General features: G+C 71.9%; 26 protein-coding genes. 11 read left to right on the top strand and 15 right to left on the bottom strand.

The features are described from left to right. Positions 1–409: 409 nt before the first annotated feature. Positions 410–1,066: an NAD(P)-binding oxidoreductase gene (locus tag U8525_RS29050; RefSeq protein WP_374269956.1), complete on the top strand. Its 657-nt coding sequence runs from the start codon at positions 410–412 to the stop codon at positions 1,064–1,066. A gap of 95 nt (positions 1,067–1,161) precedes the next feature. On the opposite strand, the gene U8525_RS29045 is transcribed toward U8525_RS29050, so the two are convergent. From U8525_RS29045 to U8525_RS29030, 4 genes are read right to left on the bottom strand one after another with little or no spacing between them, the layout of a single operon-like run. Further along, positions 1,162–1,971, bottom strand: a complete 810-nt coding sequence (locus tag U8525_RS29045) for a carbohydrate ABC transporter permease (RefSeq protein ID WP_374269955.1) — start codon at positions 1,969–1,971, stop codon at positions 1,162–1,164. Beyond that, positions 1,968–2,846: a carbohydrate ABC transporter permease gene (locus U8525_RS29040; protein ID WP_374269954.1), complete on the bottom strand. Its 879-nt coding sequence runs from the start codon at positions 2,844–2,846 to the stop codon at positions 1,968–1,970. The genes U8525_RS29045 and U8525_RS29040 overlap by 4 nt, the downstream gene beginning before the upstream one ends. Continuing rightward, entirely contained in the window at positions 2,843–4,126 is a 1,284-nt protein-coding gene (locus U8525_RS29035) for an ABC transporter substrate-binding protein (protein ID WP_374269953.1), read from the bottom strand. Before U8525_RS29035 ends, U8525_RS29040 begins: the two co-directional genes overlap by 4 nt. Before the next feature lie 56 nt (positions 4,127–4,182). Continuing rightward, positions 4,183–4,830 carry an EcsC family protein gene (locus U8525_RS29030; protein WP_374269952.1) on the bottom strand — a complete coding sequence of 216 codons (648 nt, stop codon included), beginning with the start codon at positions 4,828–4,830 and terminating at the stop codon, positions 4,183–4,185. Between U8525_RS29030 and yidD the strand changes: the two genes are divergently transcribed. Continuing rightward, entirely contained in the window at positions 4,717–5,127 is a 411-nt protein-coding gene (gene yidD, locus U8525_RS29025; RefSeq protein ID WP_374270003.1) for a membrane protein insertion efficiency factor YidD, read from the top strand. The genes U8525_RS29030 and yidD overlap by 114 nt on opposite strands. A gap of 6 nt (positions 5,128–5,133) precedes the next feature. On the opposite strand, the gene U8525_RS29020 is transcribed toward yidD, so the two are convergent. The 4 genes from U8525_RS29020 to U8525_RS29005 all read right to left on the bottom strand — a co-directional run bounded on the left by U8525_RS29020 (position 5,134) and on the right by U8525_RS29005 (position 11,734). Beyond that, a complete protein-coding gene (locus tag U8525_RS29020; RefSeq protein ID WP_374269951.1) occupies positions 5,134–6,717 on the bottom strand; it encodes an ATP-binding protein in 1,584 nt (527 codons plus the stop codon). Further along, a complete protein-coding gene (locus U8525_RS29015; protein ID WP_374269950.1) occupies positions 6,714–7,178 on the bottom strand; it encodes a response regulator in 465 nt (154 codons plus the stop codon). Before U8525_RS29015 ends, U8525_RS29020 begins: the two co-directional genes overlap by 4 nt. Then, positions 7,175–10,594, bottom strand: a complete 3,420-nt coding sequence (locus tag U8525_RS29010; protein WP_374269949.1) for a PAS domain-containing protein — start codon at positions 10,592–10,594, stop codon at positions 7,175–7,177. Before U8525_RS29010 ends, U8525_RS29015 begins: the two co-directional genes overlap by 4 nt. A gap of 246 nt (positions 10,595–10,840) precedes the next feature. After that, positions 10,841–11,734, bottom strand: coding sequence for a DUF4846 domain-containing protein (locus U8525_RS29005; protein ID WP_374270002.1), 894 nt, complete (start codon positions 11,732–11,734; stop codon positions 10,841–10,843). Between the two features lie 191 nt (positions 11,735–11,925). Here U8525_RS29005 and U8525_RS29000 point away from each other — a divergent pair, with 191 nt between their 5' ends. After that, the gene (locus tag U8525_RS29000; RefSeq protein WP_374269948.1) at positions 11,926–12,531 is read left to right on the top strand and encodes a CDP-alcohol phosphatidyltransferase family protein; all 606 of its coding nucleotides are present in this window, start codon (positions 11,926–11,928) and stop codon (positions 12,529–12,531) included. A 9-nt stretch (positions 12,532–12,540) separates the two neighbouring features. On the opposite strand, the gene U8525_RS28995 is transcribed toward U8525_RS29000, so the two are convergent. From U8525_RS28995 to glpD, 4 genes are all read right to left on the bottom strand, one after another. Beyond that, entirely contained in the window at positions 12,541–12,750 is a 210-nt protein-coding gene (locus U8525_RS28995; RefSeq protein WP_374269947.1) for a hypothetical protein, read from the bottom strand. Between the two features lie 48 nt (positions 12,751–12,798). After that, positions 12,799–13,611 carry a hypothetical protein gene (locus U8525_RS28990; protein WP_374269946.1) on the bottom strand — a complete coding sequence of 271 codons (813 nt, stop codon included), beginning with the start codon at positions 13,609–13,611 and terminating at the stop codon, positions 12,799–12,801. Positions 13,612–13,802: 191 nt separating this feature from the next. Next, positions 13,803–15,614 carry a S8 family serine peptidase gene (locus tag U8525_RS28985; RefSeq protein WP_374269945.1) on the bottom strand — a complete coding sequence of 604 codons (1,812 nt, stop codon included), beginning with the start codon at positions 15,612–15,614 and terminating at the stop codon, positions 13,803–13,805. A 269-nt stretch (positions 15,615–15,883) separates the two neighbouring features. Further along, positions 15,884–17,581 (bottom strand): glycerol-3-phosphate dehydrogenase, encoded by a 1,698-nt coding sequence (gene glpD / locus U8525_RS28980; protein WP_374269944.1) that lies wholly within the window; start codon positions 17,579–17,581, stop codon positions 15,884–15,886. Positions 17,582–17,785: 204 nt separating this feature from the next. Here glpD and U8525_RS28975 point away from each other — a divergent pair, with 204 nt between their 5' ends. From U8525_RS28975 to U8525_RS28960, 4 genes are all read left to right on the top strand, one after another. Further along, entirely contained in the window at positions 17,786–18,196 is a 411-nt protein-coding gene (locus U8525_RS28975; protein ID WP_374269943.1) for a hypothetical protein, read from the top strand. 197 nt (positions 18,197–18,393) lie between these two features. Continuing rightward, positions 18,394–20,571 (top strand): TonB-dependent receptor, encoded by a 2,178-nt coding sequence (locus tag U8525_RS28970; protein WP_374270001.1) that lies wholly within the window; start codon positions 18,394–18,396, stop codon positions 20,569–20,571. After that, on the top strand, positions 20,571–21,332 hold the full coding sequence (locus U8525_RS28965; RefSeq protein ID WP_374269941.1) for a hypothetical protein: 762 nt from the start codon (positions 20,571–20,573) through the stop codon (positions 21,330–21,332). Before U8525_RS28970 ends, U8525_RS28965 begins: the two co-directional genes overlap by 1 nt. After that, positions 21,329–22,159, top strand: a complete 831-nt coding sequence (locus tag U8525_RS28960) for a hypothetical protein (protein WP_374269940.1) — start codon at positions 21,329–21,331, stop codon at positions 22,157–22,159. Before U8525_RS28965 ends, U8525_RS28960 begins: the two co-directional genes overlap by 4 nt. Before the next feature lie 55 nt (positions 22,160–22,214). Here U8525_RS28960 and U8525_RS28955 read toward each other — a convergent pair whose 3' ends face one another. Beyond that, positions 22,215–22,415 (bottom strand): hypothetical protein, encoded by a 201-nt coding sequence (locus tag U8525_RS28955; RefSeq protein ID WP_374269939.1) that lies wholly within the window; start codon positions 22,413–22,415, stop codon positions 22,215–22,217. 504 nt (positions 22,416–22,919) lie between these two features. Between U8525_RS28955 and U8525_RS28950 the strand changes: the two genes are divergently transcribed. The 3 genes from U8525_RS28950 to U8525_RS28940 all read left to right on the top strand — a co-directional run bounded on the left by U8525_RS28950 (position 22,920) and on the right by U8525_RS28940 (position 24,474). Further along, positions 22,920–23,051 carry a hypothetical protein gene (locus U8525_RS28950; protein WP_374269938.1) on the top strand — a complete coding sequence of 44 codons (132 nt, stop codon included), beginning with the start codon at positions 22,920–22,922 and terminating at the stop codon, positions 23,049–23,051. Positions 23,052–23,151: 100 nt separating this feature from the next. After that, a complete protein-coding gene (locus U8525_RS28945) occupies positions 23,152–23,496 on the top strand; it encodes a hypothetical protein (protein WP_374269937.1) in 345 nt (114 codons plus the stop codon). Between the two features lie 9 nt (positions 23,497–23,505). Further along, entirely contained in the window at positions 23,506–24,474 is a 969-nt protein-coding gene (locus tag U8525_RS28940; protein ID WP_374269936.1) for a tetratricopeptide repeat protein, read from the top strand. Positions 24,475–24,488: 14 nt separating this feature from the next. Here U8525_RS28940 and U8525_RS28935 read toward each other — a convergent pair whose 3' ends face one another. After that, complete coding sequence (locus U8525_RS28935; protein ID WP_374269935.1) at positions 24,489–24,788, bottom strand: tetratricopeptide repeat protein; 300 nt, start codon at positions 24,786–24,788, stop codon at positions 24,489–24,491. Between the two features lie 31 nt (positions 24,789–24,819). Here U8525_RS28935 and U8525_RS28930 point away from each other — a divergent pair, with 31 nt between their 5' ends. Beyond that, entirely contained in the window at positions 24,820–25,020 is a 201-nt protein-coding gene (locus U8525_RS28930) for a SlyX family protein (protein WP_374269934.1), read from the top strand. Positions 25,021–25,029: 9 nt separating this feature from the next. Here U8525_RS28930 and U8525_RS28925 read toward each other — a convergent pair whose 3' ends face one another. Next, complete coding sequence (locus U8525_RS28925; RefSeq protein ID WP_374269933.1) at positions 25,030–25,473, bottom strand: hypothetical protein; 444 nt, start codon at positions 25,471–25,473, stop codon at positions 25,030–25,032. Between the last annotated feature and the right edge of the window lie 272 nt (positions 25,474–25,745).

The raw sequence follows: 25,745 nt of genomic DNA, 5'->3' as shown, positions 1-25,745 counted from the left end.
GTGCTCACGGGTGACATGCCCCCCGGCGGTGCCTACCCCTGAAGGTCAGGAGGCGCGGGCAACGGGCGTGGGCAAGGGCGGGCGAGGGTGAGGGGGAACATGGGGGCGAGGGTGCTCGCGGGAGGTCCGTCCGCGTGCATCACGAAGGCGTCGTCCCTCCCATTCCAGCTCACGGGGCAGGTGGGGTCGCGCAGGGCGGGTTTCGCATCGGCGCCAGGGCGCCGCATGCGGCGTGAGGGGTGAAGAAGTCGGCCCGGGCCCGCGCCTCCATCCACCTCGAGGAGAGGTCCAGCGCCGAGACCGGCGTGTCTGCTTTCCCGCCCCGCCTCCAGAAACAGTGGGCAGGCCGGAGGCGCTGTGCTCAAGAGGCGCTCCAGGGGCCGCGAACGCTGGCCCGGGAGGCATCGCCATGAGCAGCGCAGCTCCTCGTCATCTCTTCGTCGCGGGCGCCACGGGCGCCACGGGTCGCACGTTGATGCGGCAGGCCCTGGCGCGGGGCGTGTCCGTGACGCCGCACGTCCGGCCCAAGAGCGCGGACACGGAGCCCGCGAGCACCTGGCCCGGGAAGGCGGTGCTGGAGCTGGCGGACGCCCCCGCGCTGGCGGAGGCGATGAAGGGCAGCACGACGGTGCTCCAGCTCATCGGCACGATGCGCAAGCGCTTCGCGGCCGGGGACACCTACGAGACGAGCGACATCGGCACCACGCGCCAGCTGGTGGACGCGGCGAAGGTGGCGGGGGTGGACCACTTCGTGCTGCTCACATCGGTGGGCGCGGGAAGCCCGGTGGGCGCGTACCTGAAGGCCAAGGCGGAAGCGGAGCGCATCGTCCGGGAGAGCGGCATCCCGTACACGATGGTGCGTCCGCCCGCGCTGGAGGGCGAATACCACGCGCCGCCCGGCATCCTGCACACGCTGGGCAAGCTGCCGCTGCTGCACAACCTGCGGCCCATGCACCTGGAGCAACTGGCCGCGGTGCTCCTGCGCGTCGCGGAGCGCAGGGCGCCGCTCGACACGGCGCTCGAAGGCAAGCGCCTCTGGGCGGAGGTCGAAGCGGCGGGCCGGTAGCCGCCGGCCACCGGGCGGGAAGGCTCCTCCGCGACGGAGGAGGCCCCTGGAGACCATGACCCCGAGCCGGGCGCGCGAGCAGCGGCGGCCCGCGCCTACTCCTTCACCGCCCCGGCCGTGAGCCCGGACACGATGCGCCGCTGGAACAGCACCGTGAGCACCACCAGCGGCAGCGTGGCCACCACCGACGCGGCGGCGATCTCTCCCCACGGTTCCTTGTACTCGCTGGCGAAGAGGCTGATGGCCACCGGCACCGTGCGCTTCTCCGGCGTGGACAGGAACGTCAGCGCGTAGAGGAACTCGTTCCACGCGAAGATGAAGACCAGGATGGCCGTCGTCGCCAGGCCCGGCGCCGCCAGGGGCAACAGCACCCGGCGGAACGCGCCAATGGGCGTGCACCCGTCCACCCGCGCCGCCCGGTACAGCTCGTCCGGCAGCTGGCGGAAGAACGACGTCAGCACCCACAACGTCAGCGGCAGCGCGAACGTCGTGTACGGCAACGCCAGCCCCACCAGGCTGTCCCGCAGCCCCACCGCGTTGAGGATGAGGTACAGCGGGCTCACCGTCGCGATGGGCGGGAACATCGACACGCCCAGCGCCGCGGACAGCAGCAGCCCCCGCCCGCGGAACTCCAGCTTCGCCAGCGCGAACGCCGCGGACGCCCCCACCGTGAGGCAGAACACCGTCGTCAGCGTCGCCACCACCAGCGAGTTCAACACCGCCCACAGGAACGGCCGCCCGAACAACACGCTCTGGTAGCTCGCCCCCGTCAGGTGCGAGGGCCAGGGCCGGGTCAGCTCGCCGTCCGGCCACAGGCTCGTCAGGGCCTGCCACAGGAACGGCCCCAGGAAGAACGTAAGGAACGCCACCGCGGCCAGCGCCGTGCCCAGCCCCGGCCGCTTCATCGCCGCCCCTCCTCGCGCCCCAGCCAGCGCAGCCACACCACCGCCAGCAGCACCACGCCCAGGAACGTCGCCACCGACAGCGTGCTGCCGTATCCGAAGTCCCCGGAGCGCATCAGCGTCTTGTACGCGTAGATGCTCAGCGTCTCCGTCGTGTTCGCCGGCCCGCCCTCCGTCAGCACATAGATGGCGTCGAACACGCGGAATGCGTCCAGCGACCGGAACAGCACCGCCAGCAGCAGCGCGGGCTTGAGCAGGGGCAACGTGATGGACCGGAACTGCCGCCACTCGGACGCACCGTCCACGCGCGCCGCCTTGTAGAGGTCCTCCGGAATGCCCTGCAACCCCGCCAGCACCAGCAGCGCGACGAACGGCGTGGTCTTCCACACGTCCACCAGGATGGCCGCGTGCAACGCATACCCCGGGGCGCCCAGCCAGTTGATGTCCGCCCCGCCCAGCAGCCGGTTGATGAGGCCGTAGTCCGGGTTGAACATCCACGCCCACAGCCGCGCGCTCACCACCGTGGGAATCGCCCACGGCACCAGCACCGACGCGCGCAGCAGCCCCCGTCCCGGGAACGCGCGGTTGAGCAGCAGCGCCAGCGGCACCGCGAGCAGCAGCTCCACCGCCACCGCCACCGCCGTGAAGTACGCCGTGTTCCCCAGCGCGGACCAGAAGCGCGCGTCCCCCATCAGGTAGGCGTAGTTCTCCAGCCCCGTGAAGCGCCGCTCGCCGAACACCAGGATGAAGCGGTGCAGGCTCAGCCACACCGCCGCCAGCACCGGGTACAGCGCCACCACCGCCAGCACGACCACGGCCGGCGCCACCAGCAGGTACGCCTGCCGCCGCTCCCTCGCCTGCGACCCCGCGCCCCTCACTCGTCCTCCTCGCGAGGCTGCTCACCCGTCAGGTGATCCACCTGCTTCTGCGCGCGCGTGAGCGCCACCTCCGGCGTGCGCAGGCCCGCCACGGCGGCGGAGAACTCGCTCTGCAACACGTCCGCGATGAGCAGGTAGTACGGCGTCACCGGCCGAGGCCTCGCCCGCGTCAGCGCCTCCTTCAAGCTCGCGATGAACGGCTCCGCCGCGCGCAGCTCCGGGTCGTCGTACAGCGCCAGCCTCGGCGGGTTGCGCGCGTAGTGCAGCGCCAGCACGCGGTTCGCCTCCGGCGACGTCAGGTGCGCGATGAGCCGCGCCGCCGCCTTGCGCCGCGCGGGTGACACGTGCGCGTTCACCGCCAGCTGCCACCCGCCCAGCGTCCCCCACCCCGGCTGTCCATCCTCCGTCGGCAGCGGCGCGATGCCCACCTTGCCCCGGATGGGGGAGCCCTCCGCCTGCGCCTCGCGCCACGCATAGGGCCAGTTGCGCATGAACACCGCCCGGCCCTCCTGGAACACGCGCCGCGCCTCCTCCTCGCCGAAGCCCGTGACCGTGGAAGGAGACACGCCGTCCGCGATGAGCCCGCGCAGGTACGCCAGCGCCTCGCGCGCGGGCTCCGTCTCCAGGAGCACGCGGCCGTCCTGCCCCAGCGACAGGCCGCCATGGCCCCAGATGGCCTCGTACACGTTGCAGGTCAGCCCCTCGTACTGCCGCCCCTGCCACACGTAGCCCTGGATGCCGGGCGCCTTCGCCATCGCGTCGCGGGTGAAGCGCCGCAGCTCCTCGTAGGTGCGCGGCGCGCGAGGCACCAGGTCCGTGCGGTAGTAGAGGATGCCCACGTCCACGTACCAGGGCACCGCGTACGTGCGGCCATTCATCACGACGGCGTCCACCGGCCCGGGCAGGAACTCCTCGCGCAGGCGCTCGGGAGGGAAGTCCTCGGACAGGTCCGCCACCCAGCCCGCGCGAGCGAACTCCGGCACCCAGACCACGTCCGCCACCAGCACGTCGAAGTCCGTGGCCCCGCCCTGCAACGCCGTGAGGAAGAACTGGTGCGCCAGGTCCGACGCGTTCGGCAGCGCCTCCGTCACCAGCTCCACGTCCGGGTTGGCGCGCTCATACTGCGCCAGCAGCTCACGGAACGGCTTCGGGTCGCCCCACAGCGGCTGGAACTTGAAGACGATGCGCGTGCGGCCCCCGGCGCCCGCCTCGTCGGACGAGCGCCGGCAGCCCCCCACCCCGAGGCCCAGCGCGAAGAAGAGGACGAGGAGACGGCCCATGCGCCCGGATGACTCCAGCGCGCGGGCCCACCGTCAACGACAAGCCCCATCCCCGGTCATCCAGGCGACATGCCCGGCACGAGCCCCACCGGCCCCGGCGCGAACAGGCGCCGGGCCGTGGCGCCCACCGCGCGGCACGCGAGCGCATCCACCGCGCCGCCCACCAGCCCACCGGCCAGCGGCACCACCTTGGACAGGTTCACGACGCCCTGCTGCGACGCCTTGCTCACCAGCCGGAAGCCCACCGCGCGGTTGATGCTGCCCAGCGTGTGCTTCGGCACGGCCTCCAGCGCGCGCAAGCCCAGCTGCTGGCTGAGCTCGATGCCGGCCTGCTTCACCACCTCCTTGCCGATGTCCCCCACGATGGCCAGCAGCGTGAGGGTCCGCACGCGGTCCTCCTCCACGTCGTGCCCGTGGATGCGCGCGATGGCGCCCACCAGCCGCGCCTGCACCGCCCACGACACGCCCAGGCCCGCGGGCAGCGACACCGGCAGCGTGAGCAGGCCGCCCAGCCCGGACAGGAAGCCCGTGGTGAACAGCTTCCCCGTCTCCCAGTGGATGAGCGAGTCGATGCGCGCCTCGTGGTCCACATAGCGCGTGTCGCGCAGGTACTCGTCCGCCAACCCCGTCGCGCTGCACAGCGGCCCCAGGCCCTCGAAGCCCGCGGTCAGCACGGCGTTCACGACTTCCAGCGGCTTCGACATGCGTCCACCTTCCACGATGAGGCCAGCCCCGCATTCTATCCGGCGGAGGCGCCATGGCGGAGCCACGCGGCTCCGCCCCCCTTCCCTCTTGTCTGTCCCCCGGGCAGGCTCATCCTGCTGTACCGCCACGCGGTGCCCCACCGATGGAAGCGGCGGTGCATCTACACCCCCACGTGCTCGCTGTACGGGCTCCAGTCCCTCCAGAAGTACGGCCTCTGGCGCGGCGGCCTCCGCGCCTGGGCGCGCCTCCGGCGCTGCAACGACGTGCTGTTCCTCGGAGGAACCGACCTGCCCTGACGCGCCCTACTCCGACGCCGGCGCGGCCGGCTCCCTCGGCGGAACCCGCGGCAGGCGCACGGTGAACACCGTGCCCTCCGCCGCGGAGGAGCGCGCCTCCACCGTCCCGCCGTGCGCCAGCACCAGCTGCCGCACGATGTAGAGCCCCAGCCCGATGCTGCGCTCGGAGCGCCCCGACATCGTCCCGCGCTGGAGCGGCTCGAAGATGCGCGGCAGCATCTCCGGGGGAATCGGGTCACCCCCGTTGCGCACGCTCACCACGACCGCGCCCGGCTCCCCCCGGCTCTCCACGCGCACCGGCGTCTCCTCCGGGCTGTACTTCAGCGCGTTGCCCAGGATGTTGGACAGCACCTGCGCCATCCGGTCCGAGTCCCACGCCCCCTTCCCGTCCCCCACCTGCTCCAGGTGGAGGGTGCGCTCCGGGTGCGCCGTGCGCGCCTCCTCCACCACCTGCAACATGAGCGCGTGGAAGTCGCACGGCGCCGGCCGCACCGGGATGCCGCCGCCCATGCGCGCCTGCGTGAAGTCCAGCAGGTCGCGGATCATCCGCGTGGCCCGCTCCGCCGCGGACAGGATGCGCGCCGCCGCCTTCGCGTGCCACGGCTCGATGTCGTCGCGCCGCAGCATCAGCGACGCGCCGGTGAGGATGGCGCCCAGCGGGTTGCGCAGGTCGTGGCTCACGATGCCAATGAGCTGCTGCTCGAACTCCACCCGCGCCTGGGCCTCGTGCACCAGCCGCTGCCGCTCCTCCTCCACGCGCCGCGACTCCGTGATGTCGCGCATGGCGCCCACGATGCGCCGCGCCTTCCCGCTCACCCCCCGCAAGATGGAGCCCTGCGCCGCCACGTACGCGTACCCCCCGTCCTTGCGCAGCACGCGGTACTCGTCCTGCCACCGGTCCTCGTCCGAGTCGAACACGCGCCGCAGGCCCGCCAGCACCCGCTCGCGGTCCTCGCCGTGGATGTGCCGGCGCCACCACCCTCCGTCCGAGCCCACCTCTTCCAGGGGGAAGCCGAAGACCTCCTCCGTCGCGTCGCCAATCCAGTGCATCGCGTCCGTCTGGAGGTCCAGGTCCCAGATGGCGTCGAAGCTCGCGTGCGCCACCAGCTGGTAGCGCTCCTCGGAGCGGCGCAGCGCCTCCTCCGTGCGCTTGCGCAGCCGCACCTCTTCCGCCTCGCGCAGCGCCCGCCGCACGCTGGGGCCCAGCCGCTCCAGCCGGTCCTTCAGCACGTAGTCCGTGGCGCCGCGCTTGAGCAGCTCGATGGCGCGGTCCTCGCCCAGCGCGCCGGACACGAAGAGGAACGGCGTGTCCGGACACACGGCCTGCGCCGCCTCCAGCGCGCTCATCCCGTCGAAGCCCGGCACGTTGTAGTCGGACAGGATGAGGTCGAACCGCCCCTTCTCCAACGCCGCGACGAAGGCCGCCCGCCCCTGCACGCACTCCAGCGTCGAGGGCAACCCGCCCTCCTCCAACTGCGCGGCCACCAGCTGCGCGTCCAGCGGGCTGTCCTCCAGCAAGAGGATGGACAGGGGCCGCTCCGTCGACGGCAGGGGCGTCAGGTCCGGCGCGGCTCCGCCGCGTCCGCTCACTTCGGGGCTCCGAACGCGCCCGAGGAACCCGGCGGCGGCTGGTTCACCACCGCCCAGAACAGCCCCAGCTCGCGCAGCGCGGACACGAAGTCCGGGAAGGCCACCGGCTTCACCACGTAGGCGTTCACCCCCAGGCCGTAGCTGCGCGCCAGGTCCCGCTCCTCGCGCGACGAGGTGAGCATCACCACCGGCACCGCCTTCAGCTCCGGAGCGCCCTTCACCTTCTCCAGCACCTCCAGCCCGTCCACCTTCGGCAGCTTCAGGTCCAGCAGCACCACCGCCGGGTGGCCGTCGCGCCGGTCCGCGAACTCCCCCTGGCGGAAGAGGTAGTCCAGCGCCTGCTGCCCGTCGCGCACCACCACCACCTCGTTGGCCAGGTGCACCTCTTCCAGCGCCGCCAGCGTGAGCGCCACGTCGTTGGCGCTGTCTTCCACCAGCAGGATTCGCTTGAGCTCGATCACGCGTGCGTCTCGACTTTCTTCTCCAGCGGAGAAGCGCGGGGCAGGGTGAAGGTGAAGGTCGCGCCCTGCCCCACGGCGCCCTCCGCCCAGGTCCGTCCCCCATGGCGCGACACGATGCGCCGCACGTTCGCGAGCCCGATGCCGGTGCCCTCGAACTCCTCGGCCGTGTGCAGGCGCTGGAAGACGCCGAACAGCTTGTCCACGTACTGCATCTCGAAGCCCACGCCGTTGTCGCGCACCCACACCGCGACCTCGCTCTCCGTCTCGCGGGCCCCCACCTCGATGAGGGCCTCCGGCTTGGGGCGGGTATACTTCAGCGCGTTCGCCAGCAGGTTGTGGATGACCTGCCGCAGGAGCGCGGCGTCACCCTCCACCGTGGGCAGTTCTCCCACCCGCCACTCGACCTTCCGCTCGGCCGCCTCCGGCATCAGGTCGTGGCGGGCCTCCTCCACCAGCTGGCGCAGGTCCACCCGCGACTGGCGCAGCTCCGCCCGGCCCATGCGGCTGAACGCCAGCAGGTCGTCCACCAGCGTGCCGCCCTGCTTCGCCGCGCCCGCGATGGTGGAGAGGTAGCCGCGCGACACGTCGTCCAGCCTCGCCCCCGCTCGCCGCTCCAGGAGCTGCGCGAAGCCGGTGATGTGGCGCAGGGGCGCGCGCAGGTCGTGTGACACGGAGTAGCTGAAGGACTCCAGCTCCTTGTTCGCCTCCTGCAACTGGGCGGTGCGCTCGCGCACGCGCTTCTCCAGGCCGGTGTTGAGGTGGCGGATCTCCTCCTCCGCCCGCTTGAGGCTCTCCAGCGTGCGGCGCTCGTCGTCGATGTCCGTGTTGGTGCCGAACCAGCGCGCGATCCGCCCCTCGCCGTCCCGCACGGGCATGGCGCGCGACAGGAACCAGCGGTAGCTGCCGTCCGCGCGGCGCAGGCGGAACTGGTCCTCCCACAGCTTCCCCTCGCGCAGGGCCGCGCTGAAGTGCTCCAGCACGCGCCCGGCGTCCTCCGGGTCGAGCAGCTCGTTCCAGTCCTTCTGGTCCACCTGCGAGGGCGACGTCCCGGTGTAGTCGTACCAGCGCTGGTTGAACCAGAAGAGGCGCCCGTCCGGCTCCGCCATCCACGCCAGCTGCGGGATGGAGTCCGCCAGCGTGCGGAACTGCTGCTCGCGATCCTTCAGCTCCGCGGCCAGCGCCTCGATGCGCCGGCGCGCGAGGACCTGCTCCGTCACCTCCCAGGACACGGCGACGACGCCGTCCACCTTGCCCTCCGCGTTGCGCAGCGGCTGGAAGGTGAGGTTGAAGTAGCCCTCGGGCGCCGCCTGCCCCACGTCGCGGCCCAGGAGCATGGGCACCTCGTGGCCATGGTAGATCTCGCCGGTGCGGTAGACCCGCTCCAGTTGGACAAGCTGCTCCTGGTCCTTCAGCTCCGGCAGCGCCTGGCGCACGGGCAGCCCCAGGAGCGGCCGCGAGCCGGTGAGCTTCAGGCGCAGGTCGTTGGCCATCTCGAAGACCAGGTCCGGCCCGCGCAGCACGGTGATGGCGGCGGGCAGCTGCTTGAGCACCGCGAACAGGTTGCGCCGCTCCGCCTGCGCCGTCTCGTACAGGCGCGCGTTCTCCAGCGCCACGCTGGCCATCTGCGCCAGCTGCACGGCGACCGCCTCGTCCTCCGCGTCGAAGTCGCCCTCCACCTTGTCGGACACCTGCACCAGGCCCAGGTTGCGGCCGTCGTGCCCCACCAGCGGCACCGCGAGGAAGCCCTTCAGGGGCAGCGCGGGCGGCGGCGCGGGGGGCGCCTCCGTGTAGGCCGCGTGCCGGCGCAGCTCCTCGCGCGTCAGGCGCAGCGGCCGGTTCTCCCGGCACACCCGGGCGAAGAGGCCGCGCTCGTCCACCGGCACCTGGGCGGCGCCCGGCGCGGTCGGCTCCTGCCCCGCCGCCGACAGCGCGGCGAGCGGCGGGGTGTCACCGCCGTCCGCCACCTGCACGAAGGACTGGCTCGCGCCAATCAGCTTGCGCGCCTTGAGCGTCACCAGCTCCAGGATGGCCGGCACGCTGCCGGCGGCGTTGAGCGCCAGGCTCGCGCGCGACAGGCCGCGGAGCTGCTCGGTGCGGCGCAGCTCGCCCGCCATCAGCCGGGCCCGCTCCGCGTCGGCGCGCTTGCGCGCGGTGATGTCCTGCACGGTGCCCACGAAGCGCACCGGCTTGCCGTCCTGGAAGTGCGTGCGGCCCGTGGCGCGCACCCAGCGCTCCACGCCGTCCTTCAGCCCCACGATGCGGTAGGCCACGTCGTAGTCGCCCCTGCCGCCGGGGTCCCAGCTGAGCGCCACCGCGCGCTGCACGGCGTCCCGGTCCTCCGGGTGCACGCCCGCGAGGAACAGGTCGTAGGACGGCTCCGCGTCGGGCGGCAGGCCGAAGAGCGCCTTGCAGCGCGCGTCCCACTTGAGCCCGCGGGTCACCACGTCCATGTCGAAGGTGCCCAGCTGGGTGGCCGTCAGCGCCAGGCGCAGGCGCTGCTCGCTGTCCGCCAGCGCGGCCTGCTGCCGCCGCAGGTCCTGCGTGAGCGCCTCCGTGTGCCGGCGCGCGCGCACGAACTCCGTCACGTCGGCGGCCAGGGTGATGACGCCGGACGCGGTGCCGTCCAGCTCCACCATGGGGTGGTAGATGACGTTGAAGAAGACGGAGTCCAGCTGGCCGTCGCGCTCCAGCCGCACCTCGAACTCCGGCCGCACGAAGGGCTGCTTCGTGCGCACCACCCCGCGCAGCACCTCCAGCACCTCCGGCTGCGCGGCCAGCTCCGGGAACGCCTCCAGCAACGCCTGGCCCGGCGTCACCCGCCGTCCCACCAGCAGCTCGTAGTAGGGGTTCGCCAGCTCGAAGACGAAGTCCGGCCCGCGCGTGATGGAGATGCCCACCGGGGCCTGCATGAAGAACGCGTGCAGCCGCTCGCGGTGGACGGCCTCCAGGGCGTCGCGCTCGCGCACGCGCAGCGCCTCCTCGCGCCGCTGCACGGCCTCGTGCGCCAGGTGCAGCTCCACGAACATCGACACCTTCGCCAGCAGGATCTCGGGCCGCAGCGGCTTGCGCAGGTAGTCCACCGCGCCGTGCGCGTACGCCGCCAGCCACTCCTTCTCATCACCGTCGCCCGCGGTCATCAGCAGCACGGGCGTGCGCCGGTTGCGCTCGCGCTCACGCAGGAGGCCCAGCACCTCCACGCCCGTCATGTCGCCCAGGTTCATGTCCATCAGGACGGCGGCGAAGTCCTCGTCCAGCACGCGCCGCAGGGCCTCGCGTCCGGAGGCCGCTCGCACCAACCGCTGCCCCAGCGGCGCGAGGATGCCCTCCAACGCCAGGATGTGCCCGGGCGTGTCGTCGACGATGAGGATGCTGGCCCTGGGGGAGGACGTGGGCCGGGACACGGCGGCGGAGGACATGGTGGAGGCTCGGGGGAACAGGCTCCTTTTCCCTTTAGGCTGTCAGGCACGTCGGGGGAGGACGGGCCCGGCTTCGGTGCGTCCCTGTTGATTGCAGGACAACACTCCGCAGCGCAACCTGCCTCCTCCTCCACCATGATTCCAGCAGAACCCTGGAAGCCCTCTCATCGCCCGCCTCTTCGCCCGCCCGGGGACACGCCAGGAGAGCGCCCGTGAGGCCGCACTCCCAGGGTGCTCCATGTCCCCTCAGGGTGACGGCAGGCGGCGCAGGGACGACATGGGGAAGGGCGCCCAGAAGGGCGTCGCCAGGTCCTCTCCCTCCAGCGGAAACCAGGGCCCGTCCTTTCCCTTCAGGATGTGGAAGTCCTGCGCGGGGGTGAAGCCCTGGCCCACCAGCGCCACCCGCTCGCCCTTCGCGTTGGTGGCCACGTCCAGCACGAGCACCGTGTGGCCGGGGCTGCCCCCCAGGACGAAGAAGTCCCCGGGGCGCAGCTGCTCCCGCGTGGGACGGGCGCCCTCCGCTTGAATCGACAGGGTGCCCGCGTAGGTGAAGAGCAGGTCCAGGTAGTTCCGGAAGGCCGCCCGCGAGCTGTCCGCCGCCGCGCTGCCCGGCACCCACGTCACCTTCGAGCCCGAGACGCGCGCCCGCTCCCCGGCCGCGTACCGGGGCCAGGACGCCAGGTGGCCGCTGGTGAAGCGGTACGCGATGCGCTCCGGGTGGCCGGACGCCCAGCGCCACTCGGCGTGCAGGCGCAGGATGGAGTCCGCGCACTGCTGGAGGTTCGCGGCGCCCACGTCCAGCTCCGCCACCGCCGCGAGCCGGGCGTCGGAGGCCGCCAGCACCGGCCGGCCCTGGAAGTCGAGCACGGGGGTGCCCTCGGGGCGCAGGGGCAGTCCGCGCAGCCAGGCGCCGAAGGAGCCCGCCTCCAGGGGCACGCGCGTGTAGCCCTCGGGAGGGACGAAGGTCTCCTCCAGCGAGCGCACCCGGGCGGAGGCGGTGAGCCACGGGTAGCGCGTCCGCTCCTCCGCCGAGGGGGCGCGAGGCGCGACCTTCACCCGGCCGGCCGCTTCGCAGCTCGCCAGGGGCAGCGCGACGGCGGACAGGGTGGCCAGGGCCAGCAGGGCACGGATGGGTCCCAACGCGTTCACGGGGCGGACTCCAGGGGCAGGCAGGCCGGGCAAGCGTCCCGGACAGGACCTGGGACACCACACGAGGGTCCCAGGGTCCATGGCCGGGCGCGGCTCCGCGAGGGCGCCGAGGAGTTCTTCGCCGGACGCTCGCCATGACGGGCAGGTGCGCGCCAGGGGCCGAGCACTACCTTTTGAAGGCCATGCACCGTCGGGCAAGCCTCGTGCTGCTCAATACGCTGTCCCTCTCGCGACTGCCGCTCGCAGCGGCGTTCATCGCGGTGTCGGACCTGCGCATGCGGGCCTTCCTGGTGGTGCTGGCGGCGGCGACGGACTTCCTGGACGGCTGGATTGCCCGGCACCGGGGGCTGGCCACGCGGCTGGGGGCGCTCATCGACCCGGTGGCGGATCGCGCCTTCATGGTGACGGCCTTCATCGTGTGTCTGCTGGACGGCCTCATCGACCCGGTGGAGCTGACGCTGCTGCTCCTGCGCGACCTCGGCACGGCCATCGGCTTCATCGTCGCGAGGCTGCGGCCGGACATGCGCGCCGTCGAGCTCAAGGCTCGGATGCTGGGCAAGGTCGTCACCGCGTTGCAGCTCGCGGTGTTGCTGTGCGTGCTGCTCTACCCGCCGCTGGTGAGGCCGCTCGTCGCGCTCGTCGCGCTGCTGTCGCTGGCGTCGGTGGTGGACTACTCGCGGGCGGTGTGGCGCCAGCGCCAGCGTCGGGGGCTGCCGCCGTCCCGGCCCGACCCGCCGCGGGTTCCCCAGGGGCCCACGGGCGCGCCCATGGGCTCCGTGCGGGAGTGACGCGCCCCCTCACGCGGACACGGCGCGCGAGTCGAGCGCCAGGGCCAGCCGGGCGCGTTCGCGCTCCATGGCGGCGCGCTCGCCGTCGGACAGCGCGTCCCAGACCTCGTCCATCGCGTCGAGCAGCGCGTCCGCCTCGGGCGAGTCCCCTCCTGGCGCGCGGGCGCGAACGAGGGCGAGCTTGTGCAACAGGGTTCGGTATCGGTCGTAGACCGTCATCGTGGAAACCTCCGCCGGGGAGACGCGGACGGAGCCATGCGGCTGACGTCACCGGCGCCGGGTCTCGGCGTCGCGGCGAGCCTCGGCGCCGGTCAGCACGGCGATCTCCCGCGTGTGGCTGCGGCCCACCAGGTTGACGGTGGCGCGCACGCGCTCCCCCTCCTTGAGCTGCGTCGCGCGGATGTTCTCCCCCTCGCGGATGATGCGTGTCTGGGTGCTGATCTCCAGGGGCAGGCGCGTGCCCTCGTTGTCGATGACAACCTCCTTGGGAGAGACCGACTCCACCGTGCCCCGGTAGATGGCATCCACCACCGCGACGCCTTGCGGAGCGCCAGGGGAGGGAGGCGGGGCCGCGGGAGCCCCCGCGCCCGTGCCTCCGGTGCCCGCGTTCGCATCCGGGTTGGGAGGCGTCGTGCGCCCCTCCGGGTTGGGCTCCGCGCGGGGGCTGTTCGGCTCCGAGGTGGGGCGCTCCCCTGGGTTCGCATCCTGTGGAGAGGGGACCTGCGCGGGCGCCGTGCCGGACGTGCCCTGCGCGGGCGCCGCGCTGGACGTGCCCTGCGCGGGCGCCGTGCCGGCTGTGCCCTGCGTTGGCGCCGTGCCGGCTGTGCCCTGCGCGGGCGCCGTGCCGGACGTGCCCGGCGTGTTCGCCCCGGAGCCGCCCGTCCCTGACTGCTGCGCGGGCGTCGCCACCGGAGCCGCTGGGGTTGCTGGAGCCCGCGGAGAAGCCGGCTGCGCGGCCGCGGGAGCGGGAGTCGCCTCGGACGCCGCGTCATCCTCCATGCCGCCGGACTGCGCCCCGGCGCACATCAGCAGGCAGGCCACGCCCGCGATTCCCATTGCCAGCCAGGTGTCTCGCTTCATGCGCCGCGCGCCTCCCTTCCGGGAAGGTGCGTGCGCGCATCGCCAGAGCCACCGCCCTGGAAGCCCGGCGCCCGCCCCCCCGCCCGCATCGCCAACCCACGACGCGGCGCCTGCCCGGGAAAAGGAGACGCCCCCGGTCCCACGAAAGGGGACGCGAGGGCGTCGGTGACACGCGGACGCGGACGCGGTCGCTACGGCAGCGGGAGCGGACCGCCGCCCTGGGGCAGCGTGCGCGCCAGGTCCACGGCCTTGGCCGCCTGCACCAGGCCATAGCCATACTTCTCGTCCTTGCCCGGCGTCGTCTTGTCGTCCAGCGCCGTCTTCTCCAGCACCGCGCGCACGTGCGCGGCGGTCAGGTCCGGACGGGCGCTGAACACCAGCGCCGCGACGCCCGACACGTGCGGGGTGGCCATGGAGGTGCCGGACTCGCGCTGGTAGTCCAGGCCGGTGATGGACACCGTCACGTCCTGGCCCACCAGCTTCTTGAGGGCCGCCCCGGACGCCATGGACACCGACACCGTGGGCACCCAGTGCTCGTTCGCGGAGCCCAGCGTGAAGGTGCCGTCGCCGTCATCCTCCACGTTGTTGCCGATGATGACCGCGCGCGCGCCGGCCTGGATGACGTTGCGCGCCTTCTCCTCGAAGAACAGGTCGCCGCGGTCCACGTAGGCGACGAAGCCCTCGCAGGTGGCGGATGAGCCGCACGCCGCGCGGTCCGCGCCCAGGCCGCAGTTGACCAGCTTGCCCGTGTACGTGCCCTGCGCCGTGTACGTGAGCGGCGACGAGGTCATGGGCTGCGACGGCGCGGTCACCGAGGACAGCGACGCCGCCCCCAGCACCGTGGCGCTCAGCACGTTCACGCCCGGGCCCACCACGGACAGCTCCTGGCCGTACTGCGAGAAGGGCGCGTACTCGCCCTGCATGTCCACCGCGCCCACCGCCATCACCGACGGCAGGTACCCGGCCGGATAGGAGATGCCGCGCTTGCCGTCGTTGCCGCTGGCCGCGATGGACAGCATGCCGTTGCCGTTCTCCCAGACCTTCTCGAACATGGTCTGCTCGACGGCGGACGAGTCCGGCGCGCCCAGCGACAGCGAGGCGATCCGCGCCCCCTGCTCGTGGCACCACTCCACCGCCGCGATGACGTCGTCCGTGCTGCCGCCGCCGCCCGTGTCCAGCACGCGCGCGACGAGCAGCGACGCGCCCGGCGCCACGCCCACCACGCCGTTCGGATCCGCCCCGGGGGCCACGCGTCCGCCGGAGCCCGCGCCGAGCTGCGCCAGGATGGTGGCGGACACGTGCGTGCCGTGGCCGCCGCCCAAGGTGATCACGCCCTGGGACTCGGTCTGGTCGGACGGGTCGTCATCGTTGTCGACGAAGTCCTTGCCCTTGAGGAACGCCGCCTTCAGCTCCGGGTGCTTGCTGTCCCAGCCGCTGTCGATGACGCACACCTTCACGCCCTCGCCCGTGGGCGCGCCGGGGTCGAGGGTGCCGTCGTTGTTCGCGTCCCACACCTGCGGGGCCTGGATCAGCTTCAGCCCCTCCGTGTACTCGCCCACCGACCCCTGCGTGCTGAACGCGCCCTGCCACGACGCGAGCGGCGGAGGCGTGGGCAGCCCCATCGCATGCACGCGGCGGTTGGGCGTCACGGAGACCACGTCCGGCCGGAGCTTCAGCGCCTCGATGGCCGCCGGCGACAGCCGGGCGGACACCACGTTCATGTTCGGGATGCGGCGCTTCACCGTGCCGCCCTCGCGCTCCACCGCCGCCGCGATGTCCGCCGAGACCGCCAGCGCGCTCGCGCTCACCTGCGGCTTGAAGGTGATGATCACCCCGTCCGCCGTGTCCGGGCTCAGCGCGGAGGCCGCCGTCGAGGTCGAGGGCAGCGACATCTCCGAGGTCCCCGGACACGCCTGTGGGACGACGATGGGGTCGGGATCGCTTCCACAGCCGCTCGCCACCAGTCCGGACAACCCGAGCCCAAGCCAAAGCCAACGCTTCATGGGGTGCATCTCCTTCGTCCGGCCACTGTGGAATACCGCGCCGTGAGTCGCCCCCGAAAGAGGGCCGGGAAGAACGGGTCGACCCTGCTCCCCGTTCCCACGACGATTTAAGCATGGACGTAGGACGACTGCTCGGGCGGCTGTCGTGCGCCCGACGGACGTCCGGTGCTGGACCAACGTGAGGCGCCCAACGCTCGGGGCGCGCGCCCGTTCACGGTCCAGCATCCGGGGCCATGACGCACCGGGTCCGTCTCCTCCCCCGCGAGCGGTCAGGCGTCGGAGCGATCCACGCCGAAGATGCGCTGCGCATCCGCGGCATAGGTGGCCAGCTGACGCTCGGTCTCCGCCGCGTCCCAGCCCAGCAGCGGCGCCATCACCTCCGCGGCGCGGACGGCGGCGGCGCGCCCCTGGTCGCGCGTCTCGAACGCGACCTTGAGGCGGCGGATGAGCAGGTCGGCCAGCGTCTGGACCATCTCGTGGGTCACGCCCCACGCGGCCTCGGCGCGGCGGTACGGCATGCCGTCCACGAGCGGCTCGGCCAGCGCGGGCGTCTCGCGCGTGAGCGCCCACACCGCGCGCCAGCGGCTGCCGTAGGCGCGCACCAGGTGCTCGCCCGTGGCCGCGCCGCCCACCTCCTGCTTCGCCGCCGCGAGCTCCGCGTCCAGCTTGAGGATGTCGCCGCCCGGCAGGGGCTGCTCGTGGGTGACGGGCTTCTTGTGCGGAAGGGCCAGGTGGCGCTCCACGGCGTTGACCACGTCGCGGGCCATGACCCGGAAGGTGGTGAGCTTGCCGCCGCTGATGGCGAGCACGCCGGACGGGCTCACGTCGATGGCGTGCTCGCGGCTGGCGCTGCCCGCGTCGCTGTTGCCGTGGTAGCCGCTCGCGGCCAGCGGGCGGATGCCGGCCCAGGCGCTGACCATGTCCTCGCGCGTGAGGTTCGCGTCGGGGAAGAAGGCGTTGGCGGAGGAGAGCAGGTAGGCCACGTCCGCCTCGCTCGCGCGCACCTCGGCCGGGTGGGCGCGGGTGGCCGTCTCCGTCGTGCCGATGAGCGTGAACGCGTCCGCGGGCAGGATGAACATCACCCGGCCATCCACGGGGGACAGGAGCGTGAGCGCGTCCGTGATGTTCAGCCGCGTCCGGGGCACGGCGATGTGCACGCCCTTGCTGCCGCGCACCGCGGGGCCCGTGCGAGCCTGCTGCGAATCCAGCTGGCGGATCTCATCGCTCCAGGGGCCGGTCGCGTTGACGACGGCGCGAGCGTGCACGGTGTGCTCCAGGCCGGTGAGGTGATCCACCACCACCGCGCCCTTCGCCTTGCCGTCCTCCAGCACCAGCCGCTTCACGGAGGCGTGGTTGAGCACCACCGCGCCGGCCTCGCTCGCGCCCAGCGCGTTGGCCAGCGTGAGGCGGGCATCGTCGGTGGCCGCGTCGTAGTAGCGCGCGCCGCCCTTGAGCCCCTCGGAGCGGATGCCGGGCTCGGCCTCCACCACCTGCTTGAGCGACAGGCGCTGGTAGGCCTTCACGTTCCGGAAGAGGGACAGGGCGTCGTACAGCATCAGGCCCGCGTTGAGCTTCCAGCGAGGCACCCGGGCCCCCTCGTACACGGGCCAGATGAAGGCCAGCGGGCGCACCAGGTGGGGCGCCAGGTGGAGCAGGCGGCGCCGCTCGATGCTCGACTCGAAGACGAGCCCCAGGTGGCCGTGCTCCAGGTAGCGCAGGCCGCCGTGGATGAGGCGCGACGAGCGGCTGGACGTCCCGCTGGCGAAGTCCTCGCGCTCCACCAGCGCCACCTTCAGGCCGCGCAGCGCCGCGTCCCGGGCCGCGCCCGAGCCCGTCACCCCGCCGCCGATGACGAGCAGGTCGAAGGACTCGGTCCCCAGCGCGCGCAGGCGGTCGGCGCGCGAGGGCGGAGCGGGAACCTCGGTGGAGGCAGGCAGGGAACGAAGGGCCGCGGATTCAGAACGCACGCCTGGAGTCTATGACGGGAAGTCTGTGGCCGCAGCGGATTCCGATGCGATGCGTCAAGAGGTCCACGGGGTCGTGGGACTGGGCGGCGGGGCACTGTCTGGCAGCGGGCGACGGGGGCGGCCTTGCGTGTCGGGAGAAGGACGGATAGGCAGGCAGCCGCCTCACCTCTCCCGTCCTGGACGCTCCGCCGCCCCTGAACCGCCGTGTGGGATCCCCGAGACCGACGTGACCTGGCGTGCCTGGGACTGTGGGTCCTGGTGTACGGGCTCGCGGTGGCGCCGGTGCTGCACGCGGTGGTGGGCCACGGCGGAGGCCTGGGTCCACACGGCCACGAACACGGCGCCAGCACCCACGTCCACCGGACCCCGTGCGGTGACGCGAGGTCCAGCTGCTCGCCGGAGTCCGAGCACGGCCAGCCGGCCGGAAAGAAGCAGGGCCATGGCCACCAGCACCTGACGGGCTCGGTGGAGCACCTGTTGGCGGTGGCGGCGAGCTGGACGGTGTTCGTGCCGCCAAAGCCGCGCTGGGTCTCCTGGAGGGTGGAGTCAGCACGAGCGCCTGGGTGGTCACCCGGCCAGCAATTGCGGTCCGCGGCGATGCCGCAGGCCCCATAGCGCGGTCAGCGCGCTTCGGAATTCCGTAAGGATGATTCGCGAGCATGCGGACCGTCTGGCCCAGGCCAGACCTGGGCCTGCGTGAGCGTGTGTCTTCGGCCTGAAACCGTCTGCCTTTCCATCCGCATGCCCTGGAGCGCGCCCCGACGCGAGCTGGGGACGTGTCGCCGTCTGCTCGTGCCGTTGCTCCCGTGACCATGTTGCTCATCGCGTTCGCCACGCTCTCGACGTGTCTTTCCGCAACCGTGCCCACCGCGCAGGGAGGGCCGCCCGTGGAAGCCACCCGTCATGAGGCAACAGAAGCCACCCAGACACAGCAGCAACCTGAGTCACAGCAGCAACCCGAGGTGCGGCGGCAGGTTGGAGCCGAGCCACCACCGCAGGAGGCCACCGCCCCCCCTCCGCCGTCGGAGTCCTCCGGGAAGCAGCGTGCCACGGTGGTGCGAGGCACGCGTCCAGCCCAGAGCGCCGCCGAGGTCACGCTCGGCCGGGACCTCCTCGACACGGCGCCGCGCACGAACGCGACGGACGTGCTGCGAATCGTCCCGGGCCTGGTGGCCTCGCAGCACAGCGGCGAGGGCAAGGCGCAGCAGCTCTTCCTCCGGGGCTTCGACGCGCTCCACGGCCAGGACGTGGAGCTGAACGTCGGCGGCCTGCCGGTGAACGAGGTGAGCCACATCCACGCGCTCGGCTACGCGGACACCAACTTCATCGTCCCGGAGCTCGTCCAATCGCTGGAGGTGACGGAGGGCTCCTACCGCGCGTTCCAGGGGGACTTCGCGGTCGCGGGAACGGTGCGCATGGACCTGGGCGCCCGGGAGCAGGGCGTGGAGTTCGCCGGCACGCTGGGGCAGTTCAACACGCGCCGGCTCGTCGTGACGGTGCGGCCGGGCGAGGACCCCGGCACCTTCGCGGCGGCGGAACTCGGAGAGAGCCACGGCTTCGGCCCGCAGCGGGGCTACGGCCGGGCCACGCTCCTCGCCCAGGCGAACATGGACCTGGGCCACGGCCTGAGCGCCCGCGTCCTGGGAAGCAGCTACTTCACGCGCTTCGACTCGCCCGGCGTGGTGCGCGAGGACGACCTGGAAGCCGGTCGCAGCACCTTCTACTCCGGCTCCTTCGACCGTCAGGGCGGCACGGCCTCCAGGCACCAGCTGCTCCTCGGCGTGGACCTGCCCCGCGAGGGCACCGCGCGCACGCGCCTGGAAGGCTTCGGAATCCTCTCGGACCTGCGCCTGCGCAACAACTTCACCGGCTACCGGGTGGACGACCGGGGCGACGGCCTGGAGCAGACGAACGACGGCACCACGCTGGGGCTGCGCGTGGAGCACCGCCGCCAGGTCACCCTCTTCGACCGGCCCGTCGCGCTGGAGCTCGGCCTCGGGGGCCGGCGTGACGGCATCCACCAGACGCAGCGCCGTTACCGCGAGACGGACGGCACCTTCTTCGCGGCGGAAGTGGACGCGGACATCACGCAGACAGATGTCTGGGGTTACGCCGAAGCGAGACTCCCCGTGGGTCGCTGGGCCTTCCGGCTGGGAGGCCGCGCCGACGCGCTGGGGGTGGAGGTGTTCGACGCGCTCGCCTTCCAGGACCCGCGCTACTACGACGGACAGGGCTACTCACGCAGCGCCTTCGGGGTGCACTGGGGCGCGAAGGCCGGCATCGAATACGCGCTCACGGACACCTGGGCCCTCTTCGCCAGCTATGGAGACGGCTTCCGTTCCCCCCAGGCGCGAAGCCTCTCCGAGGGAGAACAAGCCCCCTTCGTGAACGTGCACGGCGCGGAGCTGGGCACGAGAAGGGACGGAGAGCGCCTGTCCGTCCAGGCGAGCGTCTTCGGCTCGCAGGTCGCGGACGACTTCTTCTTCGACCACACGGTGGGCACCACCGTCTTCACGGGAGAGACGCTGCGCACGGGCATCTCCGCGGCCCTGCAGGCGCGTCCGCTCGAAGGAGTCACCGCCGCGCTGAGCGCCACGGTGGCGAACGCGACGGTGACGAAGACGGACGCGAAGCTCCCCTACTTCGCGCCACTGGTCGCCCGAGCGGACATCGGCTGGGAGAAGCCGCTGCTCGCCATCGATTCCCTCCTGTCGCTGGGCACGGGCCTCACGCTCATCGGGCCCAGGCCCCTGCCCTACGACGAATACAGCCACGCCGTGTTCCTCGCGGACGTGCAGGCCGCGTTGCGTCGGGGAGCGCTCGCGCTGCGGCTCGACGTGAAGAACCTGCTCAACACGCGCTGGCGCGACGGCGAGTTCGTCTACAGCTCGCGCTTCGACCCCGCGGCGCAGCCGAGCCTCGTTCCAGCCAGACATTTCACCGCGGGGTCGCCACGCATGGCCTCGCTCACCCTGGAGGTCCACCTGTGATGAACACACTCCCCGCCCCGCTCCGAGCGCTGGCGCTGACCGCGACCCTGCTGAGCCTGGGCTGCGGCGGCAAGACGGAAGCGGAGCGCCGCACCTTCGCCGTGGCGATGACGGCGACGCCCCCCACCGCGCCCAACTCCTACGGCTGGACGGTGACCCCCGAGGCCGCGCGGCTCTCGGTGGGCTCGGTGCGGTTCTTCGAGGGTCGAGTGCTGCTGTCGCGGCGCTTCGACTGGTACTCGCTCATCGGAGGCACCGCGCACGCGCACCCGGGCCACTACGTCCCCGGCGACGCGTTGGGAGAGGTGCTGGACGCCCAGACGGTGGACCTGCTCGCGGGCGCCAACCTGGGTGACGCCAACGCCGTCACGGGCGCGTATGGCTCGCTGGAGCTGACGCTCGTGACGCCGACGGCGGCCACGGATCCAGGGAACGTGCTCGGAGGCCACCAGGCCCACGTGCGCGGCACCGCGACCCACACGTCCGGAGCCACGGTGCGCTTCGATGCGACGGTGGACCTGCCCAAGGCCATCGAGGGCGTGCGCTTCGAGCGAGACCTCCAGCAGGAGGCAGGCCACGTGCGCATCGCGGTGGACCTGGGGAAATGGATGGACCGCATCGACTTCGCCACCGCGTCGCCTCCGGACGCGGATGGCGTTTCCACCTTCCCCGCCGACAGCCAGGCCCAGAACGGGCTGGTGCGCGGCGTGGAAGACACCAGCGCCTACGTCGTGACGTGGGTGGAAGGAGCCGCGGAATGAAGCAACATTGGCTGATGGGAGTGTCCTGCCTGGCCCTGGTCGCCTGCTCGTCGGGTCAGGGCAACGTGACGTTCACCACGTACGGAGAGGACTTCATCGAGAAGGAGATCCCCGCCAGCGCCTTCGAGGACGGCTGGACGGTGAAGTACGACAAGTTCCTCGTGAAGCTCGGCGAGGTGAAGGTCGCCAACCACGAAGGGGAGACCGCCGCCGAACAGACGGCCGTGAAGGTGTACGACGTGCACCGTCCGGGCCCCATGAACGTCGCGACGTTCAACGACCTGGCCGCCGAGGAGTGGGACGAGGTGAGCTACGCCATCTCCCCCGCCACGGACGCGACGGCTGGCAACGCGGACGCGGAGGACGTGACGCGGATGAACACCGAAGGCTGGTCCGTCTACGTCGAGGGCACAGCCACCAAGGGCACCGCGACGAAGCGCTTCCACTGGGGCTTCCCCACCGACACCCTCTACGAGCACTGCGAGAACGAGGACATCGGCAACGGCGTGACGGTGCCCAAGGGCAGCACGGAGACAGTGCAGCTCACCATCCACGGCGACCACCTCTTCTTCGACGACCTCCAGTCGGCCGACGCGAAGATGCGCTTCGACGCCATCGCCGCGGCGGACAGCGCGGGCGTGGTCGGCCCGGACGGCGAGATCACGCTTGATGAGCTGGGCCTCGTGGACCTCACGTCGCTGCCGTCGGACCAGTACGGCACGGGAGGCGCGGGCAGCGTCCGGACGCTGCGCGACTTCGTGACGGCGCTCGTGCGCACCGTGGGTCACTACCGCGGTGAAGGCGAGTGCTCGCCGCGCGTCCGCTAGGCCCCTGCACCCGGAGGGGCCGGCCGGAACGCGCGGCCGGCCTCTCCCTCTGCGCTCAGCGCTTCGAGGAACCGTCCCCACCCGTCATGCCGCCGCCGTGCGAAGGCATGTGTGACGGAGGATTCTGCGGGTTGTGGGGATGGTTCGGGTTCATCTGGTTGGAGCGGTTGTCCTGGGCGGACTTGTGCTCCGGGCGCTCGGGGTTCTTCGTGTTGGAGCGCTGATCATTCGGGCTCGGGTTCTTGTGCTTGCTCATCGTTCCGGGACCTCCCTGTGTCCGGACATGAGCGCCCGGACGAAACGGACGGTAGGGAGACGCGACCGGGAAACGCAGGGGCCCAGGGGACGCTGCACAGTGTCCGGCACCCGTCGCTTGGGCTGTCCTTCGCGGGTGATGAGTGCCGGCGGCGCCTCCGCGCGAGCTGACTGGGAGGAGGCGAATGCCTGCTCATGGCCACCAGAAGGCACGGTGCGTGAAGACGGTGACTACGAGCGCAGCGGCCAGACGAACACTGGAGCGCAGGCGCTGCGAGTGGAACGCCTCAAGCACCACTGCGGGCTCATCAAGACCAGCCAATGGTGAAGCAGGACCTGACACAGGAGGATCTCCACCGACTGGCTCCCATGCTGGAATCCCGCTAGCACCAACCCGAGCCCGCCACCCTCGTCCCACAGACAGGCGGTAGGCCGGACGTGCTGGCGGTGCCCCTCGCCTTCGAGGACGAGGAGACGCCGCGCTCGAGCGTCGCCAAGAACCAGCTTGCCCGCGAAGAGAGGCCCGTATGATCGCCTGCTCACGGAGCTGGACGCCCTGCTGAGGGCGGCGCTCCACACGCGCGCCACGAAGCACGCGCGCGTGGTCCTGCCGTACCAGCTCCGCCATGAGGAATGAGGGAAGCCGCACGGGCCGTGGGGGCCGCGTCGGCCAGGGTACAGCAGGGGAGCGGCCGGGGCGGGTTGCCCTGACGGCCCGGTTCTGACAGACAAGCAGCATGAAGCGCGTGCAGTTCTCCGTGCACCGCACGGTTGGAGAGGCACGGATGCTGGCGGGCGCCCTGGAATCGGCCGGGCTCTCGGTCGACATCCGCGGCGAGTCCCTGGTCCCGCTGAGCGGAGAGATTCCCAGCACCGAGGCCTGGGTGGAGCTGTGGCTGTGGCCGCAGGAGCTGGAAGCGGCGCGCCAGGTCCTCGCGGAGCTCCAGGCCAACCAGGAAGCCGCCAGCCGCTCTGTGATTTGTCCACGTTGTGGCGAGGAGAACCCCGGCAACTTCGAGCTCTGCTGGAGCTGCGAGCTGGAACTCCCTTCGGGGCTGCGCCCCCACCTGCGCGCCGTCTAGAAACGCCCCATGAGCGACCCATCGAAAGAACCCGGAGAGCGGAGCGGCCGGCGCTGGAACCAGGGAATCAAGGGCGTCCTCTGGGTCTGCGGGGTGGCGCTCGGCATTCACGTCATCCCCCTGTTCCTGCCCCGCAACATGCCCGAGCAGGAGCTGGCCATCGCCCGGGCCACGGAGAACGTGGATGGCCGCCTGCGGTTCCTGGTGCCCCTGAAGCACAACGACAAGGCGACAGCGGCGGACCTCCGCGAGGCAGCCGAGCTCCTGCGCGAAGGAGCCCCCGCGGAAGCGCACGATCTGGCCGAGGAGGCCGAGCGCAGGGACCCGAACTCCCTGGAGACCCAGCTCCTGCTCGCGCGCATCTGTGACCGGGAGCGGATGGCCCGCTGCGTGGAGCAGTCCCTGAGCAAGGCCCAGAAGCTGGCACCCGCGGACCCCAGGGCGGAGCTGCTCCGGGCGGACCTGAGCGAGGAGAAGGGCGACGTCGAGGGCGCCACGGCGGCCCTGTCCCGGGCCTACAGCCGCACTCCGGGCGAGCCCCTCATCGGCATGCGCTACGGCCGGCTGCTCAGCCGCGTGGGAAGACCCGAGGAGGCCCTGAAGGTCTTCACCTCCCTGGAGGGCAAGGTTCCCGCGGCCCGGCTCCTGGTGGAACAGGGGCTGGTGCTCACCAAGGAAGGCCGCAACCGCGAGGCCATGGGACTCCTACAGCAGGCGGTGCAGAAGGACCCGAAGCTCGCGGAAGGCCACTTCCAGTTGGGCATCGTCTGGTTCCAGTTGGGGAACCAGGACGCCGCCGAGGCGGCCCTGCGCCAGGCGGACCGCCTGAACGTGTCCGACACCCGGGCGCTGGCCACGCTCTGCACCCTCCAGGTGAAGGCGGGGAAGCTCGAGGGAGCCCGTCAGACGCGCACGGACCTGGAGCGACGCTTCCCGCAGCGGATGGACGCCATCCGGGAGCAGTGCCGGCTGCCCTGAAGCGCAGGGGATGCTCAGCGCGGCTCCTGCCCTCGAATCTGGCGCAGCATCCGCGCGGCCGCGATGACCGGCGCGTCCACGGACCCATCCGCCCGTTCGGTGCGCACCACGGCCTGGAGGAAGGGGATTGCCTCTTCGTCCCGGCCCTGCTGGAAGAGCATTTCCCCCAGCGCGAAGCGCGCCTGGGTCAGGAGGACCAGGTCCTCCGCCGCCACGGCCGCATCGATGGCGTCACTCAGCGCGGACTCCGCCAGCTCGGGCTGGCCGCGCCCAAGCAGGTCACGGGCACGCTGCAGGTGTTCGAGGGTATTCATGGGGCACGCTCCCCGACCGGAGAAGACGGCAATGGAAGACAAGCGCCTGGTCGAGCTGGAAATCCGCTACACGCAGCAGCAGGAGCTGCTGCAGGAGCTGAGCGACGTGCTCTACCAGCAGGGGCGCGTCATCGACGCGCTCCGGATGGAGCTGGACCAGCTCAAGCGCAAGCTGGACGCCGAGCCGGGCCTGGTGGACGCCCGCCACCAGGAGCGGCCCCCCCACTACTGAGGCCCGGCCTCAGAACTTGTAGCCCAGCCGCAAGCCGATGATGGGATTCGGGTCGAGGTAGCCGACCTCGACGCCAATGCTCGCGGCCTTGCCCTGGAGGCCAAAGCCAAACGCCGCATGGGCCTTGAAGGTGTCACCCTTGAACATGATCCAGGGGCCCGCGAGCCCCTCGATGTAGACAGTCCGGCCCACCGTCGCGCGCAGCGAGATGTCCAACGGAACGCCAATGATGTTGCCGTCCGTGACGAGCACCGCGCCGAACCGGGCCCCCACGAAGAGCGGGCCCGCGACATGCCCTTCGACGCCGAGCGTGAAGTTGAAGGCGGCGCTGGTGTCGACCCAGTAGTCCGCCCCCACGCCCAGCCGCACGCCCGAGTCCGCCCTGGACTCAGCTGGAACCAGCAGGAGCCCCAACGCGAACAGCCCGGCGGCGTAGATTCGAAGCAGATGCATGCGAGAGGCTCCTGTCCAGAGAAGGGGGAAGGAGCACCACTCAAGCAAAAGCAGGCAGGGTCAGGCCAGCCTCAAAGCCAGGCGGCTGTACGTTCGCATCCCGCCGGATCAATACACGAGAAGCGTGCGTCTGCGCCGGGGGCCACAAGCCCGCAAAGAGAAAGCCCCTGGCGCCAGGAAGGCGACAGGGGCTTCAAGAAAAGAATCCGGCAGCGACCTACTCTCCCACGCGGTTTCCCGCGGAGTACCATCGGCTCTGGAGGGCTTAACTT

The sequence above is a fragment of the Corallococcus sp. RDP092CA genome, assembly GCF_041903675.1.
In the GTDB taxonomy this organism is placed as follows: Bacteria; Myxococcota; Myxococcia; order Myxococcales; family Myxococcaceae; genus Corallococcus.
This window is presented reverse-complemented; position numbering and strand designations above follow the sequence as displayed.

Excerpts from the sequence above, each read along its gene's own strand:
- U8525_RS28935 (WP_374269935.1), bottom strand. The coding sequence starts at position 24,788 with ATGAATACCCTCGAACACCTGCAGCGTGCCCGTGACCTGCTTGGGCGC.
- U8525_RS28925 (WP_374269933.1), bottom strand. The coding sequence starts at position 25,473 with ATGCATCTGCTTCGAATCTACGCCGCCGGGCTGTTCGCGTTGGGGCTC.
- U8525_RS28990 (WP_374269946.1), bottom strand. The coding sequence starts at position 13,611 with ATGAAGCGAGACACCTGGCTGGCAATGGGAATCGCGGGCGTGGCCTGC.
- U8525_RS28945 (WP_374269937.1), top strand. The coding sequence starts at position 23,152 with ATGAAGCGCGTGCAGTTCTCCGTGCACCGCACGGTTGGAGAGGCACGG.
- U8525_RS28955 (WP_374269939.1), bottom strand. The coding sequence starts at position 22,415 with ATGAGCAAGCACAAGAACCCGAGCCCGAATGATCAGCGCTCCAACACG.
- U8525_RS28985 (WP_374269945.1), bottom strand. The coding sequence starts at position 15,614 with ATGAAGCGTTGGCTTTGGCTTGGGCTCGGGTTGTCCGGACTGGTGGCG.
- U8525_RS28995 (WP_374269947.1), bottom strand. The coding sequence starts at position 12,750 with ATGACGGTCTACGACCGATACCGAACCCTGTTGCACAAGCTCGCCCTC.
- U8525_RS28965 (WP_374269941.1), top strand. The coding sequence starts at position 20,571 with ATGAACACACTCCCCGCCCCGCTCCGAGCGCTGGCGCTGACCGCGACC.
- U8525_RS28970 (WP_374270001.1), top strand. The coding sequence starts at position 18,394 with ATGTTGCTCATCGCGTTCGCCACGCTCTCGACGTGTCTTTCCGCAACC.
- U8525_RS29045 (WP_374269955.1), bottom strand. The coding sequence starts at position 1,971 with ATGAAGCGGCCGGGGCTGGGCACGGCGCTGGCCGCGGTGGCGTTCCTT.
- U8525_RS29000 (WP_374269948.1), top strand. The coding sequence starts at position 11,926 with ATGCACCGTCGGGCAAGCCTCGTGCTGCTCAATACGCTGTCCCTCTCG.
- U8525_RS29030 (WP_374269952.1), bottom strand. The coding sequence starts at position 4,830 with ATGTCGAAGCCGCTGGAAGTCGTGAACGCCGTGCTGACCGCGGGCTTC.
- U8525_RS29050 (WP_374269956.1), top strand. The coding sequence starts at position 410 with ATGAGCAGCGCAGCTCCTCGTCATCTCTTCGTCGCGGGCGCCACGGGC.
- U8525_RS29035 (WP_374269953.1), bottom strand. The coding sequence starts at position 4,126 with ATGGGCCGTCTCCTCGTCCTCTTCTTCGCGCTGGGCCTCGGGGTGGGG.
- U8525_RS28940 (WP_374269936.1), top strand. The coding sequence starts at position 23,506 with ATGAGCGACCCATCGAAAGAACCCGGAGAGCGGAGCGGCCGGCGCTGG.
- U8525_RS28930 (WP_374269934.1), top strand. The coding sequence starts at position 24,820 with ATGGAAGACAAGCGCCTGGTCGAGCTGGAAATCCGCTACACGCAGCAG.
- U8525_RS28960 (WP_374269940.1), top strand. The coding sequence starts at position 21,329 with ATGAAGCAACATTGGCTGATGGGAGTGTCCTGCCTGGCCCTGGTCGCC.
- U8525_RS29010 (WP_374269949.1), bottom strand. The coding sequence starts at position 10,594 with ATGTCCTCCGCCGCCGTGTCCCGGCCCACGTCCTCCCCCAGGGCCAGC.